Source organism: Blattabacterium cuenoti, from assembly GCF_014252315.1.
GTDB lineage: Bacteria > Bacteroidota > Bacteroidia > Flavobacteriales > Blattabacteriaceae > Blattabacterium > Blattabacterium cuenoti_AI.
Genome location: NZ_CP059216.1, coordinates 353,746 through 368,308, shown reverse-complemented (window position 1 = coordinate 368,308; position 14,563 = coordinate 353,746). Strand labels below are relative to the sequence as shown.

At 20.5% G+C, this 14,563-nt stretch carries 18 protein-coding genes; 16 read left to right on the top strand and 2 right to left on the bottom strand.

All coding sequences use genetic code 11. The annotated features are described in order from the left end of the window. Positions 1 to 46 precede the first annotated feature (46 nt). From secY to H0H39_RS01720, 10 genes are read left to right on the top strand one after another with little or no spacing between them, the layout of a single operon-like run. Entirely contained in the window at positions 47 to 1,435 is a 1,389-nt protein-coding gene (gene secY, locus H0H39_RS01765; protein ID WP_185877187.1) for a preprotein translocase subunit SecY, read from the top strand. A gap of 56 nt (positions 1,436 to 1,491) precedes the next feature. Further along, positions 1,492 to 1,707 (top strand): translation initiation factor IF-1, encoded by a 216-nt coding sequence (gene infA / locus H0H39_RS01760; protein WP_185877186.1) that lies wholly within the window; start codon positions 1,492 to 1,494, stop codon positions 1,705 to 1,707. Between the two features lie 27 nt (positions 1,708 to 1,734). Beyond that, the gene (gene rpmJ, locus H0H39_RS01755) at positions 1,735 to 1,851 is read left to right on the top strand and encodes a 50S ribosomal protein L36 (protein ID WP_185877185.1); all 117 of its coding nucleotides are present in this window, start codon (positions 1,735 to 1,737) and stop codon (positions 1,849 to 1,851) included. A gap of 12 nt (positions 1,852 to 1,863) precedes the next feature. After that, the gene (rpsM, locus tag H0H39_RS01750; RefSeq protein ID WP_185877184.1) at positions 1,864 to 2,244 is read left to right on the top strand and encodes a 30S ribosomal protein S13; all 381 of its coding nucleotides are present in this window, start codon (positions 1,864 to 1,866) and stop codon (positions 2,242 to 2,244) included. An 11-nt stretch (positions 2,245 to 2,255) separates the two neighbouring features. Further along, positions 2,256 to 2,648 carry a 30S ribosomal protein S11 gene (rpsK, locus tag H0H39_RS01745; protein WP_185877183.1) on the top strand — a complete coding sequence of 131 codons (393 nt, stop codon included), beginning with the start codon at positions 2,256 to 2,258 and terminating at the stop codon, positions 2,646 to 2,648. 17 nt (positions 2,649 to 2,665) lie between these two features. Continuing rightward, on the top strand, positions 2,666 to 3,268 hold the full coding sequence (gene rpsD, locus H0H39_RS01740) for a 30S ribosomal protein S4 (protein WP_185877182.1): 603 nt from the start codon (positions 2,666 to 2,668) through the stop codon (positions 3,266 to 3,268). 19 nt (positions 3,269 to 3,287) lie between these two features. Continuing rightward, complete coding sequence (locus H0H39_RS01735) at positions 3,288 to 4,307, top strand: DNA-directed RNA polymerase subunit alpha (protein ID WP_185877181.1); 1,020 nt, start codon at positions 3,288 to 3,290, stop codon at positions 4,305 to 4,307. Positions 4,308 to 4,324: 17 nt separating this feature from the next. Further along, the gene (rplQ, locus tag H0H39_RS01730) at positions 4,325 to 4,765 is read left to right on the top strand and encodes a 50S ribosomal protein L17 (protein WP_185877180.1); all 441 of its coding nucleotides are present in this window, start codon (positions 4,325 to 4,327) and stop codon (positions 4,763 to 4,765) included. Next, entirely contained in the window at positions 4,749 to 6,035 is a 1,287-nt protein-coding gene (gene eno, locus H0H39_RS01725; protein WP_185877179.1) for a phosphopyruvate hydratase, read from the top strand. Before rplQ ends, eno begins: the two co-directional genes overlap by 17 nt. A gap of 42 nt (positions 6,036 to 6,077) precedes the next feature. Continuing rightward, positions 6,078 to 7,334 (top strand): SLC13 family permease, encoded by a 1,257-nt coding sequence (locus tag H0H39_RS01720; RefSeq protein ID WP_185877178.1) that lies wholly within the window; start codon positions 6,078 to 6,080, stop codon positions 7,332 to 7,334. Positions 7,335 to 7,347: 13 nt separating this feature from the next. Here H0H39_RS01720 and H0H39_RS01715 read toward each other — a convergent pair whose 3' ends face one another. Further along, positions 7,348 to 7,749 carry a hypothetical protein gene (locus H0H39_RS01715; protein ID WP_185877177.1) on the bottom strand — a complete coding sequence of 134 codons (402 nt, stop codon included), beginning with the start codon at positions 7,747 to 7,749 and terminating at the stop codon, positions 7,348 to 7,350. 65 nt (positions 7,750 to 7,814) lie between these two features. On the opposite strand from H0H39_RS01715, the gene menB reads away from it, so the two are divergent. From menB to H0H39_RS01690, 5 genes are read left to right on the top strand one after another with little or no spacing between them, the layout of a single operon-like run. Further along, entirely contained in the window at positions 7,815 to 8,639 is an 825-nt protein-coding gene (gene menB, locus H0H39_RS01710) for a 1,4-dihydroxy-2-naphthoyl-CoA synthase (protein WP_185877176.1), read from the top strand. Next, positions 8,636 to 9,553, top strand: coding sequence for a 1,4-dihydroxy-2-naphthoate octaprenyltransferase (menA, locus tag H0H39_RS01705; protein ID WP_185877175.1), 918 nt, complete (start codon positions 8,636 to 8,638; stop codon positions 9,551 to 9,553). The genes menB and menA overlap by 4 nt, the downstream gene beginning before the upstream one ends. Positions 9,554 to 9,564: 11 nt before the next feature. Further along, positions 9,565 to 10,254: a metal-dependent hydrolase gene (locus tag H0H39_RS01700; protein WP_185877174.1), complete on the top strand. Its 690-nt coding sequence runs from the start codon at positions 9,565 to 9,567 to the stop codon at positions 10,252 to 10,254. 57 nt (positions 10,255 to 10,311) lie between these two features. Next, positions 10,312 to 11,343: an enolase C-terminal domain-like protein gene (locus H0H39_RS01695; RefSeq protein ID WP_238785631.1), complete on the top strand. Its 1,032-nt coding sequence runs from the start codon at positions 10,312 to 10,314 to the stop codon at positions 11,341 to 11,343. A gap of 11 nt (positions 11,344 to 11,354) precedes the next feature. Then, the gene (locus H0H39_RS01690; RefSeq protein ID WP_185877173.1) at positions 11,355 to 12,392 is read left to right on the top strand and encodes an AMP-binding protein; all 1,038 of its coding nucleotides are present in this window, start codon (positions 11,355 to 11,357) and stop codon (positions 12,390 to 12,392) included. Positions 12,393 to 12,401: 9 nt separating this feature from the next. On the opposite strand, the gene H0H39_RS01685 is transcribed toward H0H39_RS01690, so the two are convergent. Further along, entirely contained in the window at positions 12,402 to 13,640 is a 1,239-nt protein-coding gene (locus H0H39_RS01685; RefSeq protein WP_317167085.1) for an NADP-dependent isocitrate dehydrogenase, read from the bottom strand. A 79-nt stretch (positions 13,641 to 13,719) separates the two neighbouring features. Between H0H39_RS01685 and H0H39_RS01680 the strand changes: the two genes are divergently transcribed. Next, positions 13,720 to 14,553, top strand: coding sequence for a serine O-acetyltransferase (locus H0H39_RS01680; RefSeq protein WP_185877172.1), 834 nt, complete (start codon positions 13,720 to 13,722; stop codon positions 14,551 to 14,553). The last annotated feature ends 10 nt before the right edge of the window (positions 14,554 to 14,563 follow it).

The following is a 14,563-nucleotide window of genomic DNA, read 5'->3' as shown; positions in this document are numbered from 1 at the left end:
ATTTTTTTAACAAAAAAATTAAGAATTTATATTAATTAAAATAATTATGAATAATTTTTTTAAAAATATTCATAACATATGGAACGTAAAAGAATTACGAAAGAAAATAATAATAACTTTAAGTATATTATTAATATATCGTTTTGGAGCTTATATTCCTATTCCTGGAATAAATCCATTAGGAATTAATAATTTTATTGAAAGATTTAATTCAGAATCTAAAGGATTGATTCATATACTTTCTTCTTTTACTGGAGGAGCTTTTAATAGAGCTTCTATATTAGCATTAGGAATTATGCCTTATATTTCTTCTTCTATTATAATGCAATTAATGTGTATAATAATTCCTAATTTACATAAACTACAAAAAGAAGGGGAAAGTGGTAGAAAACAAATTAATTTTATTACAAGATGGTTAACCATAATAATATGTATGTTTCAAGCATTTGTTTATCTTACATCACTAACAAAACAATTAATTCCATTTTCTTCTTTTTTTAATTCTGTTTATTTAATTGACATTAATTCATTTTATGGTAAAATAATATTTTGGATTATAGGTATACTTACATTAACTTCTGGTACATTATTTACAATGTGGTTAGGTGATAAAATTACAGATATAGGAATAGGAAATGGTATTTCCTTAATAATAATGTCAGGAATAATATCTAAGCTTCCAGATGCTATAATTAAAGAAATATATTATAAATTAAGAATAGATAATTATGGAATTATATTTTTATTTATAGAATTTTTATTATGGTTATTAGTTATTTTATTTTCTATAACTATTATTCAAGCTATTAGAAAAATTCCAGTTCAATATGTATCTCATTATAAAACATTTTTAACATCAAATTATTTTTTATTGAATAAAAAACATCAGTATATTCCATTAAAAATGAATTCAGTTGGAGTAATGCCTTTAATATTTTCTCAAGCTATTATGTTATTTCCAATAACTTTTTATAATTATATAGAAAATTCTAATATAAAAAAGTTTTTTCATTTATTTCAAGATATTTATGGATTATGGTATAATCTAACTATAGCTATACTTGTTATAATTTTTACATTTTTTTATACAGCTATTACTATTCCAGTTAATCAAATGGCTGATGATTTAAAAAGAAATGGAGGATATGTTCCTGGAATAAAACCTGGAAAAGAAACATCTGAATATATAGATTATATTTTATTTTATATTACTTTTCCTGGATCGATTTTATTATCTATAATATCAATACTTCCATCTTTAATATTTAGATTAGGTATTACTCAAGGATTTTCATTGTTTTATGGAGGAACTTCTTTATTAATAGTTGTTGGAGTTATATTAGATATTGTTCAGCAAATAAATATATATTTATTAAATTATCATTATGATGATTTAATGATGAAAAATCGTAGAATTAAATATACTAAATTGTAATTTTTTTTGTATATTAAAAATTTAATAACAAATTTTTTTCTAATAATTTATTTTAAATGGCTAAACAAAAACATATTGAAGTTGATGGTACTATTATAGAATCTTCTCCAAATGCAATGTTTCGTGTAAAATTAGAAAATGGATGTATAGTTAAAGCTCATATATCTGGAAAAATGAGAATGCATTATATAAAAATTCTACCTGGAGATAAAGTTAGATTAGAAATGTCTTCTTATGATTTAGAAAGGGGAAGAATAACTTATAGATATTAAATTAAATAAATTTTAAAAAATTATTTTATGAAAATAAGAGCTTCTTTAAAAAAAAGAACTAGTGATTGTATAATTGTAATTAGAAAAGGAAAATTACGAATTATTAATAAGAAAAATCCAAGATTTAAACAAAAACAAGGATAAAAACATTAATTTATGTCAGTTAGGATTTCAGGTGTAGATATTCCAGATTATAAAAACGGTATTATAGGATTAACCTCTGTTTATGGTATTGGAAAAAGCATATCTAAAAAAATTTTACATTCTGTTAATGTAAATGAAAATAAAAAAGTAAAAGATTGGTCTGATGATGAAATTAGTAAAATTAGAAAATATATATCTGATAATATAAAAATTGAAGGAGAATTAAGATCTGATATTCAATTTAATATTAAACGTTTAAAAGATATAAATTGTTATATAGGAATAAGACATAGAAAAGGATTACCATTAAGAGGTCAAAAAACTAAAAATAATTGTAGAACTAGAAAAGGAAGAAAAAAAACTGTAGCAAATAAAAGAAAAGTTACAAAATAAAATTATAAAATATGAGTAAATCATCTAAAAATAAAAAAAAAAAGAAATCTGTTTTGGTTGACGTAGTTGGAGAAGCTCACATTCAATCTAGTTTTAATAATATAATTATAACTTTAACTAATAAAAAAGGAGATGTAATAGCATGGTCTTCTGCTGGAAAAATGAATTTTAAGGGATCAAAAAAAAATACACCTTATGCTGCTCAGATAACAGCAGAAAATGTAGCAAAAGCAGGATTAAATGCTGGAATAAAAAAAATAGAAGTAAAAGTAAAAGGACCTGGAGCTGGAAGAGATGCAGCAATAAGAGCTTTAAGTAATTCTGGAATAATAGTTACTGTAATTAAAGATATAACACCACTACCTCATAATGGATGTAGACCTCCTAAAAGGAGAAGAGTATAAAATAAAATATTATAATAATGGCAAGATATACAGGTCCTAAAACTAGAATATCTAGAAGATTTGGTGAATGTATTTATGGAGAAGATAAATATTTCAATAGAAGAAAATATTCAGCTGGACATCATGGAAATAGTCGTAGAAGATCAAAACGATCAGAATATCTTATTCAATTAATGGAAAAACAAAAAGCTAAATATACTTATGGAATATTAGAACGTCAGTTTGAAAATTTATTTTTTGAATCTACTAGAAAAAAAGGAATTACTGGTGAATTATTATTACAAGCTTGTGAAAGACGTTTAGATAATATAGTTTTTAGATTAAATTTTTCTCCTTCTAGACCATCTGCACGTCAAATTGTATCTCATCAACATATTATGGTAAATAATAAAGTTGTTAATATTCCTTCTTTTAGATTAAAACCAGGAGATAAAATTATGGTAAAATCTAAAAATCATCCAGTAATATTAGACTCTATTAATAAAAAAAATAAAATATCAGTAGATTGGTTAATTTTAGATGAAAAAAATATGATAGGAATATTTAGATCTATTCCAAATAGAAAACAAATACCTGAAAATATTAACGAACAATTGATTGTAGAATTATATTCAAAATAAAGAATAAAAAAAATTTTATATGGCTATTTTAGATTTTGTTAAACCTGACAAGATTTTAGTTACTGAATTTTCAAATAAAAAAGGTATTTTTCATTTAAAACCATTAGAACCTGGATATGGAATAACATTAGGAAATTCATTAAGAAGAGTTTTACTTAGTTCTTTAAAAGGGTTTGCCGTAACTTCAATTAAAATTGAAGGAGTTAAATATGAATTTTCTACTATAAAAGGGGTAGCAGAAGATGTAACTGAAATTGTATTAAATTTTAAAAAAATTAGATTAAAACAAATAATTCCAGGAACTCAAAAAGAAGTTGTTAACGTAGTTATTAGTGAAAAAGAAAAAATAATAACAGGAAAAATATTAAATAAATTTATTTTAGGATTTCAGATTTTAAATCATGATTTAGTTATATGTAATAAAGAAGAATTTTTAGACTTAAAAATAAGTTTTACTATAGAAGAAGGAAGAGGATATGTCCCTGCAGAAGAACATAAAAAAGAAAATTATATAATAGGAACTATTCCTATAGATTCTATATTTACACCAATTGTAAATGTAAAATATTCAGTTGAAAGTTGCCGTGTAAAACAAAAAACTGATTTTGAAGATTTATCATTAGAAATAAAAACAGATGGATCTATTTTACCTAAAAAAGCTTTAATGGAAGCTTCAAAAATATTAATTCAGTATTTATCTATTTTTTCTTCAGAAAAAATAGACAAAAAAGAAAAAGTAAAAATAAAAAGAAATAAAAAAAAATATAACGAAGAATTTTCAAAAATGCGTACATTATTAAAATCAAAATTAAGCGAAATGGATCTTTCTGTTCGTACAAAAAATTGTTTAAAATTAGCATCAATAAATACTATAGAAGAATTAGTAAATTGTAATAGAAATTCTATGTTAAAAATGAGAAATTTTGGAAAAAAATCTTTAGATGAATTAGAAGGAAAAATGAAAGAAAAAGGATTATATTTTGGAATGAAAACATCTGATTATAAATTAAATACAAATGAAAAAAATAATATGTTTTAATATTTTAAATATTTTTTATGAATCATGGAAATAAAAAAAATTCTTTAGGAAGAAAAAATAAACATAGAAAATCTATGCTTTCCAATATGGCTTCTTCTTTAATAAAAAAAAAAAGAATTTTTACTACACTAGCAAAGGCTAAGGTATTAAGAAAATATATAGAACCTATTATAACAAAATCAAAATCTAATACAACACATGCAAGAAGAAGAGCTTTTTTTTATTTAAAAGACAAAAAAGCTGTTTCTAATCTATTTGATGATTCATTTAATAAAGTTAGAAAACGTTTAGGTGGATATACTAGAATACTAAGATCAGGATATAGAAATGGAGATAATTCAATAATATCATTTATTGAATTAGTAGATTTTAATGAAAATTTTTATTCTAAAAAAATTAAAACAACAAGAAAAAGAAGAAAAAAAAATATAAAAGTTGATAATGGGAGTAATAAATAAAATTATAGCTAGACAAATATTAGATTCTAGAGGATTTCCTACTGTAGAAGTAGATTTATTTACAAATAAAAATTCTTTAGGAAGAGCTTCTATACCTTCTGGTGCATCTGTAGGAAAAAATGAAGCATTTGAATTACGTGATAAAAACAATAATTTTTTTTCTGGAAAGGGAGTAAAAAAATCTGTTAAAAATATAAATAATATTATTGCTCCAGAATTAATTGGAAAATCTGTTTTTGATCAAATTAATATTGATAGAACAATGTTAAATTTAGATGGTACAAAAAATAAAAAAATATTGGGAGCTAATTCTATTTTAGCTGTTTCTATAGCAGCAACAAAAGCTGCAGCTATTGAACTAAATTTACCATTATATAAATATATTGGAGGAATATATTCTTGTGTATTACCAATTCCTTTAATGAATATAATTAATGGAGGTAAACATTCTAATGCATGTATAGCTTTTCAAGAATTTATGATTGTACCAATGAAAGCTAATAATTATATAGAATATCTTCAAATAGGTCATAGTATTTTTTATAATTTAAAATATTTATTAAACAAAGATGGATTTTCAACTGGATTAGGAGATGAAGGAGGGTTTTCTCCAAATATTATAGGAACGGAAAAAGTTTTAGATAAAATATTGGAAGCAATACATTTATCTAATTATGAACCATATGATGATGTTGGAATTGCTATAGATTGTGCTTCATCTGAATTTTATGATAAAGATAAATATGATTATTCTAAATTTGAGAAAAATACAGAAATATCTTCTATAAAATCAAGAGAAGATCATGCACAATATTTATCTTTTTTAATTAATAAATATCCTATTATATCTATTGAAGATGGAATGGCTCAAAATGATTGGAAAGGATGGAAAATTTTAACTAATGAAATAGGAGATCAAGTACAATTAGTTGGAGATGATTTGTTTGTAACTCAAGTTGATAAATTAAAATATGGTATAGAAAGAAGAATAGCTAATTCTATTCTAATTAAACTTAATCAAGTAGGAACTTTAACTGAAACTATTGAAACTATTAATTTTGCAAAAAATAATAAATATCAAAATATAATATCACATCGTTCTGGAGATACAGAAGATTCTTTTATATCAAATTTATCAGTTGCATTTAATATAAAACAAATAAAAACTGGATCAATATGTAGATCTGAACGTAATTCAAAATATAATGAATTATTACGTATTGAAGAATTAATTGGAAAAAATTCTATTTGTCCATCATGGATTCAATAAATAATTTAATTATTTAATTAATTTTATAATAAAATAATCCAAATGGTAGTTTTAATATTCTTTATTGGATATTTGTTTATTATATTTGGAAATATTATTTCAATAAATAAAATTATCCCATCTATTTTAATGGCTATTATATGTTGGTCATTAATAATATATTTAAATCTTCCAGTATATGAATTAAGTCAATATTTAATAAGAAAAGATCCTAATAATTTATTATTATTATATTTAGGAAAAACATCTGAAATAATATTTTTTTTAATTGGAGCAATGTTAATTATTTCTATTCTTGATGAATTTTTTGCATTTGAAGCATTAAAAGAATTATTCTATACTGATACAAAACGAAAATTTTTATGGAAATTAAGTATTACATCTTTTTTATTATCAGCAATAATAGATAATCTTACAGCAAGTATAGTCTTAATATCTTTATTAAGAAAAACAATACCAAATTACAAAGAACGTTTATACTATTTGGGATTAATTATAATATCTGCTAATTCTGGAGGTGTATGGTCTCCAATTGGAGATATAACAACAACTATGTTATGGATATCTAAAAAAGTTACTATTTTTTATTTATTAAAAAAAGTTTTTATTCCATCTTTAATATGTATGATTGTTTCTACATGTATAATATCTAATTATCCTATTTTTAATGGTAATATTTATTTTAAAAAAAATAAATTATCAATTAATAATATTAAAGAAGGTTTTTTTATGCTAAAAATTGGATCATTATTAATGATACTTGTTCCAATATACAAAATTATCATAGGAATTCCTCCATATATGGGAATGATGTTTTCTTTGGGAGTACTTTTATGTATATGCTTAATTAAACATGGAAAAAAATTTAATGATTGTATAGATGATATTTTAAAAAAATTAGATCTTTCTGGTATTTTATTTTTTTTTGGAATATTATTGTCTATTTCTTCTATGGAATCATTAGGTATATTATATAATTTTTCTAATTGGATAAATAATGTAATATATGAATGGAAAATAACTTCTTTTATATTTGGTCTTATTTCATCTATGATAGATAATATACCTCTTGTTGCTGCAACTATATCTATGTTTTCTTATTCTTATTTTATTGATCATGATATTTGGCATTATATAGCTTATGTTTCTGGAACTGGAGGTAGTTTATTATTAATAGGATCTGCTGCTGGAGTAGCAGCAATGGGATTAGAAAAAATAGATTTTATTTGGTATTTGAAAAAAATTAGTTGGATAGCTTTAATTGGATATATATCTGGATTTATATATTTGATATTATAAAATAATAATATATTTATATATTAATTTTTTTTATTAAAAATTCAACTAAATTTCCAACAGAGTAAGGTAAAACAAAACATATTGGAATCATGATTATTTTAAACCATAATGGAAATGGATTAAATATTATAAGTAATAAAGTATTTATAGAAAAAATAAATCCAGTTAAAATTGAATATGCTTTTTTTGCTTTTTTTACAATAAAAGCTGTTATTATTTCACTAGAAAAAAGTCCAATTATATAATATATAATTATTATAAGTAAAAATTTGTTAAAATATTCTGATAAAATTATTTTAATATTTTTTAGTTCAATATTTAAATATAATTTTTTTCTCATTTCTATAAATAAAATTATTAATTCTAAATAACTAATAAATATACCTAAAAAAATTGCTAATATATTTCTAAACATTAATATATTAATATAAAAAATTTTTGTTTATTTTAATAAAATTAATTAAATATTTAATTCATATTATGAATCAATTAATAGATTGGATTACAATAAAAAATTATAAAGATATTTTATTTTTTATTTGTAATGGAATTGCTAAGATAGAAATTAATAGACCAAGATATTGTAATGCATTTCGTGTAAAAACAGTAGAAGAAATGATAAATGCCATTGAAATATGTGGAAATAGAACAGATATTGATGTTTTAATTATAACAGGAAATGGAAATAAATATTTTTGTTCAGGAGGTGATCAAAGAACTAGAGGTCCAGGAGGATATTTAGGAGAAGATGGTCAGCCAAGATTAAATATATTAAATTTTTATAAAAAAATACGAGAATTACCTAAACCAGTTATAGCTATGGTTAATGGATTTTCTGTTGGAGGTGGACATGTATTACATGTTGTTTGTGATTTAACTATAGCATCTAATAATGCTATATTTAGTCAAGTAGGACCAAAAGTTGGATCTTTTGATGGTGGTTTTGGAAGTTCTTATTTAGCTCGTAATGTAGGGCAAAAAAAAGCAAGAGAAATTTGGTTTTTATGTAAAAAATATAATGCAAAAGAAGCTTTAGATATGGGATTAATTAATAAAATAGTAGATATAAATGAATTAGAAAATGAAACAATAAAATGGTGTAAAATAATACAGAAAAGAAGTCCAATGTGTTTAAGATTAATTAAAAGGTGTTTAAATGCTGAATTAGATGGTCAACACGGACTAATGCAATTAGCTGGAGATGCTACTTTAATGTTTTATTTAATGGAAGAATCACAAGAAGGAAAAAAAGCTTTTTTAGAAAAAAGAGATCCAAATTTTAAAAAATTTAAAAAATTTTTATGAAATTAAAATATTGGATATATTTATCTAGAATACATACAATTCCATTATCTTTATCAGGATTAACATCAATATTTTTACATATATATAATAAAGTTTATTTTAATGATAAAATTATTTATATATATATACTATGTATAATAACAGCTGTTTTATTACAAATATTATCAAATATTTCAAATGATTATGGAGATAATAAAAAAGGATTAGATAGATTGTTTTTTATAAGAAAAAAAGTTATTAGTTCTGGATTAATATCTGATGTTCATATAAAATATTCAATTTATATATTATCTATATTATCTTTTTTATCTGGAATTATGCTTATATATGTATCAATATTATTGACATCTTTAAATAATTTATATTCATTTATTTATTTATTAGGATTAATTTTATGTATATATACATCTATATCTTATTCATTAGGAATAAATTATGGATATATTATAGGAATTAGTGATTTATTAGTATTAATATTTTTTGGATTTGTTCCTATTATATTTAGTTATTTTTTATATACTCATTTATTTCCAACAGTAGATATAATATTTTTATCTTTATCCATAGGATTATTTAATGCATCAGTTTTAAATATAAATAATATGAGAGATATGGATTATGATCTTTTATGTAAAAAGAAAACATTGGCTACATATTTAGGACCAAAATATATAAAATTATATCATACAATAATTATATTAACAGCAATAACTTTAGGTTATATTTTTCTTTTTATTAATAAAAAGAAAAATTATCAATTTATTTTATTAAATATAATTTTATTATTTACAATTAAACATATTATAAATATATATTTATTATTTAATAATAAAAATAAAAATAGTTTATTTACATTAGAACTAAAAAAATTAGTTTTAATTATTTTTATATATGGATTAATTATAGGAATATAAATTAAATTTTTATGAAATTAACTTTTTTATATCATAGTACATATTTATTAGAAATAAATAAATATAAATTAATAATAGATCCATTTTTTTATGATAAAAAATTATTATATAATAATATAATATCAAAATATATAAATAATAAAATTAATTATATATTATTAACACATGCACATTATGATCATGTAGATGATGTTAACTTTTTTTATAAAAAAAATCCAGATATATTATTAATATCTAATTATGAGATATCTTCTTTTTTTGAAAAAAAAGGAATAAAAACATATGGAATAAATTATGGATCTTTTATTGAATTTCCATTTGGATTATTAAAATATGTAATTGCTATTCATTCTAGTTCTTTTTTAAATGGTACTTATGGAGGTAATCCAGGTGGATTTTTATTACATACTAAAGAAAAAAATATATATCTATCAGGAGATACTTCTGTTACATATGATATGAAATTAATTCCAAAATATGGAAAAATAGACTTGTCTGTTCTTTCAATAGGAGGAACTTATACAATGGGTGTTGAAGATGCTATTATTGCGTCTGAATTATTAAAATGTGATAATATTTTAGGTGTTCATTATAATACTTTTGAAAATATTAAAATTGATAAAAAAAAATCTATTGAAATGTTCTATAATAATGGAAAAAGATTGATTTTATTAAATACAGGTGAATCTATAAATATTTAAATAATTTTTTATGTTAAATTTTTTTTTAAAAAAAAAATTTTATTTTTTAGAAAAAATTTGTATAATTCTCAAAAATTTTTTAAAAAAAATATAATATGGATTATTTTTATTATAGATAAATATAAAAGAATAGGTGTAGGAGAATATAATTCAATTATATTAAATAATAAAAAATTTATAATAAATTCATACAAAATTAAACATGAAATTAATAATTTATTAAAATTAAATAATAGAAATATTACATATAATTTTTATATAAATAATATATCTAATCCTTCTATTTTATTTGCTTTAGAACAAGCTTTTTTATTTTTAAAAAAAGGAAAATTTCCAATATTATATAAATCTGAATTTACTAAAGGAATAAAGGGGTTGCCAATAAATGATTTATTATGGTTAAATATATGGAAAGAAAATAAAAAAAAAATTTTATATAATAAAATAAAAAAAAAGATTTTTTATGGATTTAAATCTATAAAAATAAAAATTAGTAAAAATGATATTGATTATCAAAGTTTTATTATAAAAAAAATAGGATACAAATATCCAAAATTACAAATACGATTAGATGCTAATGGATGTTTTAATAATATTAATGAATATTTATTTTTTATAAATAAAATTAAAATAATAAAATCTATATATTATTTAGAACAACCAATATTACCAGGGAAATGGAAAAATATGGCTGAAATATGTAAAATATCTCCTATTCCTATAGCATTAGATGAAGAAATAATAGGTATTAATAATTTAAAAAAAAAAAGAAAAATACTAGATTTTATAAAACCAAAATTTTTAATTATTAGGCCTAGTGCTAATGGAGGTTTTTATGAATCTGAAGAATGGATATCAGAAGCTTGTAAAAGAGGAATTAAATGGGGGGTTAGTTCATCTTTAGAAAGTAATATAGGAATTAATATTATTTCTCAATGGACTTTTATTATGAATAATAAATATAAAAAATATAATTCTTATTTTCATGGATTAAATACAAAAAATATTTATAAAAATAATATATCTATTACTAATATTAGTATTAATTCTAAAAATGGATTTCTTTGGTATAAAAAAAATAATAAATAATTTTTATAAAAATGTGGATAGATTTTTCTAATAAAAAAATTATATTTCCAAAGAATGATTCTATATGGAGTAATTCTATTAAATCTTTTTTGAATGATTGGAATGATAATAATTCTGTAATAGAAATTAAAACTTCTGGAACAACAGGAAATTGTAAAAAAATATTTTTAAAAAAAAAATATATAATTCAAAGAGCTATAGAATCTGTAAAATATTTAAAATTAAATAAAAAAAATATTATAGGATTATTATGTTTATCTCCAAATTTTATAGCATCAAAAATGTTTTTGATTCGTTCTATGATATTTAAATGGAAAATTTTATGTATTCCTCCATCATATAATCCATTAAAAAATATAAAAATATATAATTTTGATATTGCATCAATGATTCCTATGCAAGTTTTTTTTAGTATAAAATATTTAAAAAAAATTAAAAATATTTTAATAGGAGGATATTCTATATCAAATTATTTGATAAACAAACTAAAAAATATATCATCAACAAATTTTTATGCTACATATGGAATGACAGAAACTTATGGACATATAGCATTATGTAAAATAAACAATAATATTGATAATTATTATTTTAGATTATTAAAAAATATAAATATTAAAATAGATAAAAGAAATTGTTTAATAGTAAATTTTCCTAAAATGAATAATATTTTTATTAAAACAAATGATATTGTACATTTAAAAAATAATAATACATTTAAATGGATAGGAAGATACGATAATATTATTAATACTGGAGGAATAAAAGTAATTCCTGAACAATTAGAAAATATTATAAGTAATTTTATTCCTTATAATAAAAGATTTTTTATATCTTCTATTCCAGATAAAATTATAGGAGAAAAAATAATTTTAATTATAGAAGGATCTTTTTTTAAAATAAAAATTCCAGAACGTTTATTTAAAGGAGAAAAAAAATATTTAAAACCAAAAATAATTTTTTTTATAAAAAATTTTGAAGAAAATTTTTTAGGAAAAATAAGAAAAAAGAATATTACAAAAAAAATTATGAAAAAATATAAATATTGATAAATATATTTATTTTTTTTTAATTTCATTTTTAAATAAAAAACTTAATTTTTTAATAAAAGTTTTTGTATCCAAAAAATTTGTATTAATATCATTTTCAGTTTTTCTATTAATAGAAAAAAATAAATCTTTAGTTAAATTTCCTTTTTCTATAAAATTTATACAAGATTTTTCAAGTTTTTTAGAAAAAATTTCTAGTTCTAGATTTTTATCTAAAAAAGCTCTATGTTTAAGTCCTATAATCCAAGAAAATAATAACGCTATTGGATTTGTTGATGTAGATAATCCTTTTTTATATAATTTATAATGTCTAGTTATTGTTCCATGAGCTGCTTCAGATTCTAATGTTTTTCCATCTGAAGTTAGTAAAATAGAGGTCATCATTCCTAATGAACCAAATCCTTGAGCAATACAATCTGATTGTATATCTCCATCATAATTTTTACACGCCCATATAAACCCTCCATTTGATTTAATTACTTTAGCAATCATATCATCTATTAAATAATGTTCATATTTTATATTAATATTTTCAAATTTAGATTTATATTCATTTTTATATAAATTATGAAATATATCTACGTATTTACCATCATATGATTTTAGAATTGTATTCTTTGTAGAAAGAAAAAGTGGATATTTTTTATGTATAGAATAATTAAAACAAGAATGAGCAAATTTACATATAGATTCATCTGTATTATACATTCCCATAGCAATTCCTTTATTTTCAAAATGAAAAATTTTAAATTTTTTTGAATCATTTATATTTTTGTCTGGTATAAATGTAATATATAAAGTTCCTTTTTCTTCAATAGGAAAATCAATAGCATTATATTGATCTGCATAAGCATGTCTGGCAATACATATTGATTTTTTCCATCCTGGAATAAATTTAGTAATATTTTTTATTATTATAGGTTCTCTAAACACAGTACCATTTATAATATTTCGAATTGTTCCATTTGGAGATTTCCACATTTTTTTTAGATTAAATTCTTTAACTCTTTTTTTATCTGGAGTTATTGTTGCACATTTTATTCCTACATTATATTTTTTTATAGCATATGCTGCATCTATTGTAATTTGATCATTTGTTTTATCTCTATTTTTTATTCCTAAATCAAAATATTTAATTTCAATATCTAAATAAGGAAATATAAAATATTTTTTTATATACTTCCATATAACTCTAGCCATTTCATCTCCATTTATTTCTACAATAGGATTTTTTACTTTTATTTTCATAATATATATTTTTAATTTTATAAAATTTATTTACTTTAAATAACTTAATGAAATTTAATATGATTGAATTTTGTAAATTATGATTAATTTAAAATTTCCGAAAACCATTTTTGAAGAAAATAACAAAAAAAATAAAAAATTTCCTAACAAAAATAAATCAAAACTTTTTGTAGAAAAATTATTTCATTTATTATTTACTCCAGATTCATCTTTATTAAAAAATGAAATAATTTTTAAAGAAAATTATAAAGTTTTATATAAAACTTTATGTTCAATTTTTATAGAATTAAGTTTATCAAAAAAAAATTCAGAAATTCTTTCTACAGTATTTTTTAATCAAATACCAAATATATATCATATGCTGTTAATAGATGCTAATGCAATATTAAATTCTGATCCAGCTGCAAATTCAATAGAAGAAATATTTTTAACTTATCCAGGATTTTTTGCTACTGCATTGTATAGAATAGCTCATCAACTTTGGATTCAAAAAATTCCAATAATTCCTAGATTAATTACTGAATATGCTCATAGTAAAACAGGAGTAGATATTCATGCTGCTGCAAAAATAGGAAAAGCTTTTTCAATAGATCATGGAACTGGAATTGTAGTAGGATCCAGTACTAATATAGGAAATAGAGTTAAAATATATCAAGGAGTAACTCTTGGAGCTATTTATGTAGATAAAAAATTATCTAATATTAAACGTCATCCTACTATAGAAGATAAAGTTACTATTTATGCTGGAGCTACTATTCTTGGTGGTAATACAATAATAGGACATGATAGCATTTTAGGTGGAAATGTATGGATAACTAGAAGTGTTCCTCCATATTCTATAGTTTATCAAAAAAATGAAATAAAAATGAGAAATAATAATTCTTTTATTAATTCTATCGATTTTAATATATAAAAAAAAATTT

What these genes read in the sequence shown, in the direction of transcription:
- secY (WP_185877187.1), top strand. Translation starts at nt 47, where the DNA reads ATGAATAATTTTTTTAAAAATATTCATAACATATGGAACGTAAAAGAA.
- infA (WP_185877186.1), top strand. Translation starts at nt 1,492, where the DNA reads ATGGCTAAACAAAAACATATTGAAGTTGATGGTACTATTATAGAATCT.
- rpmJ (WP_185877185.1), top strand. Translation starts at nt 1,735, where the DNA reads ATGAAAATAAGAGCTTCTTTAAAAAAAAGAACTAGTGATTGTATAATT.
- rpsM (WP_185877184.1), top strand. Translation starts at nt 1,864, where the DNA reads ATGTCAGTTAGGATTTCAGGTGTAGATATTCCAGATTATAAAAACGGT.
- rpsK (WP_185877183.1), top strand. Translation starts at nt 2,256, where the DNA reads ATGAGTAAATCATCTAAAAATAAAAAAAAAAAGAAATCTGTTTTGGTT.
- rpsD (WP_185877182.1), top strand. Translation starts at nt 2,666, where the DNA reads ATGGCAAGATATACAGGTCCTAAAACTAGAATATCTAGAAGATTTGGT.
- H0H39_RS01735 (WP_185877181.1), top strand. Translation starts at nt 3,288, where the DNA reads ATGGCTATTTTAGATTTTGTTAAACCTGACAAGATTTTAGTTACTGAA.
- rplQ (WP_185877180.1), top strand. Translation starts at nt 4,325, where the DNA reads ATGAATCATGGAAATAAAAAAAATTCTTTAGGAAGAAAAAATAAACAT.
- eno (WP_185877179.1), top strand. Translation starts at nt 4,749, where the DNA reads ATGGGAGTAATAAATAAAATTATAGCTAGACAAATATTAGATTCTAGA.
- H0H39_RS01720 (WP_185877178.1), top strand. Translation starts at nt 6,078, where the DNA reads ATGGTAGTTTTAATATTCTTTATTGGATATTTGTTTATTATATTTGGA.
- H0H39_RS01715 (WP_185877177.1), bottom strand. Translation starts at nt 7,749, where the DNA reads ATGTTTAGAAATATATTAGCAATTTTTTTAGGTATATTTATTAGTTAT.
- menB (WP_185877176.1), top strand. Translation starts at nt 7,815, where the DNA reads ATGAATCAATTAATAGATTGGATTACAATAAAAAATTATAAAGATATT.
- menA (WP_185877175.1), top strand. Translation starts at nt 8,636, where the DNA reads ATGAAATTAAAATATTGGATATATTTATCTAGAATACATACAATTCCA.
- H0H39_RS01700 (WP_185877174.1), top strand. Translation starts at nt 9,565, where the DNA reads ATGAAATTAACTTTTTTATATCATAGTACATATTTATTAGAAATAAAT.
- H0H39_RS01690 (WP_185877173.1), top strand. Translation starts at nt 11,355, where the DNA reads ATGTGGATAGATTTTTCTAATAAAAAAATTATATTTCCAAAGAATGAT.
- H0H39_RS01685 (WP_317167085.1), bottom strand. Translation starts at nt 13,640, where the DNA reads ATGAAAATAAAAGTAAAAAATCCTATTGTAGAAATAAATGGAGATGAA.
- H0H39_RS01680 (WP_185877172.1), top strand. Translation starts at nt 13,720, where the DNA reads ATGATTAATTTAAAATTTCCGAAAACCATTTTTGAAGAAAATAACAAA.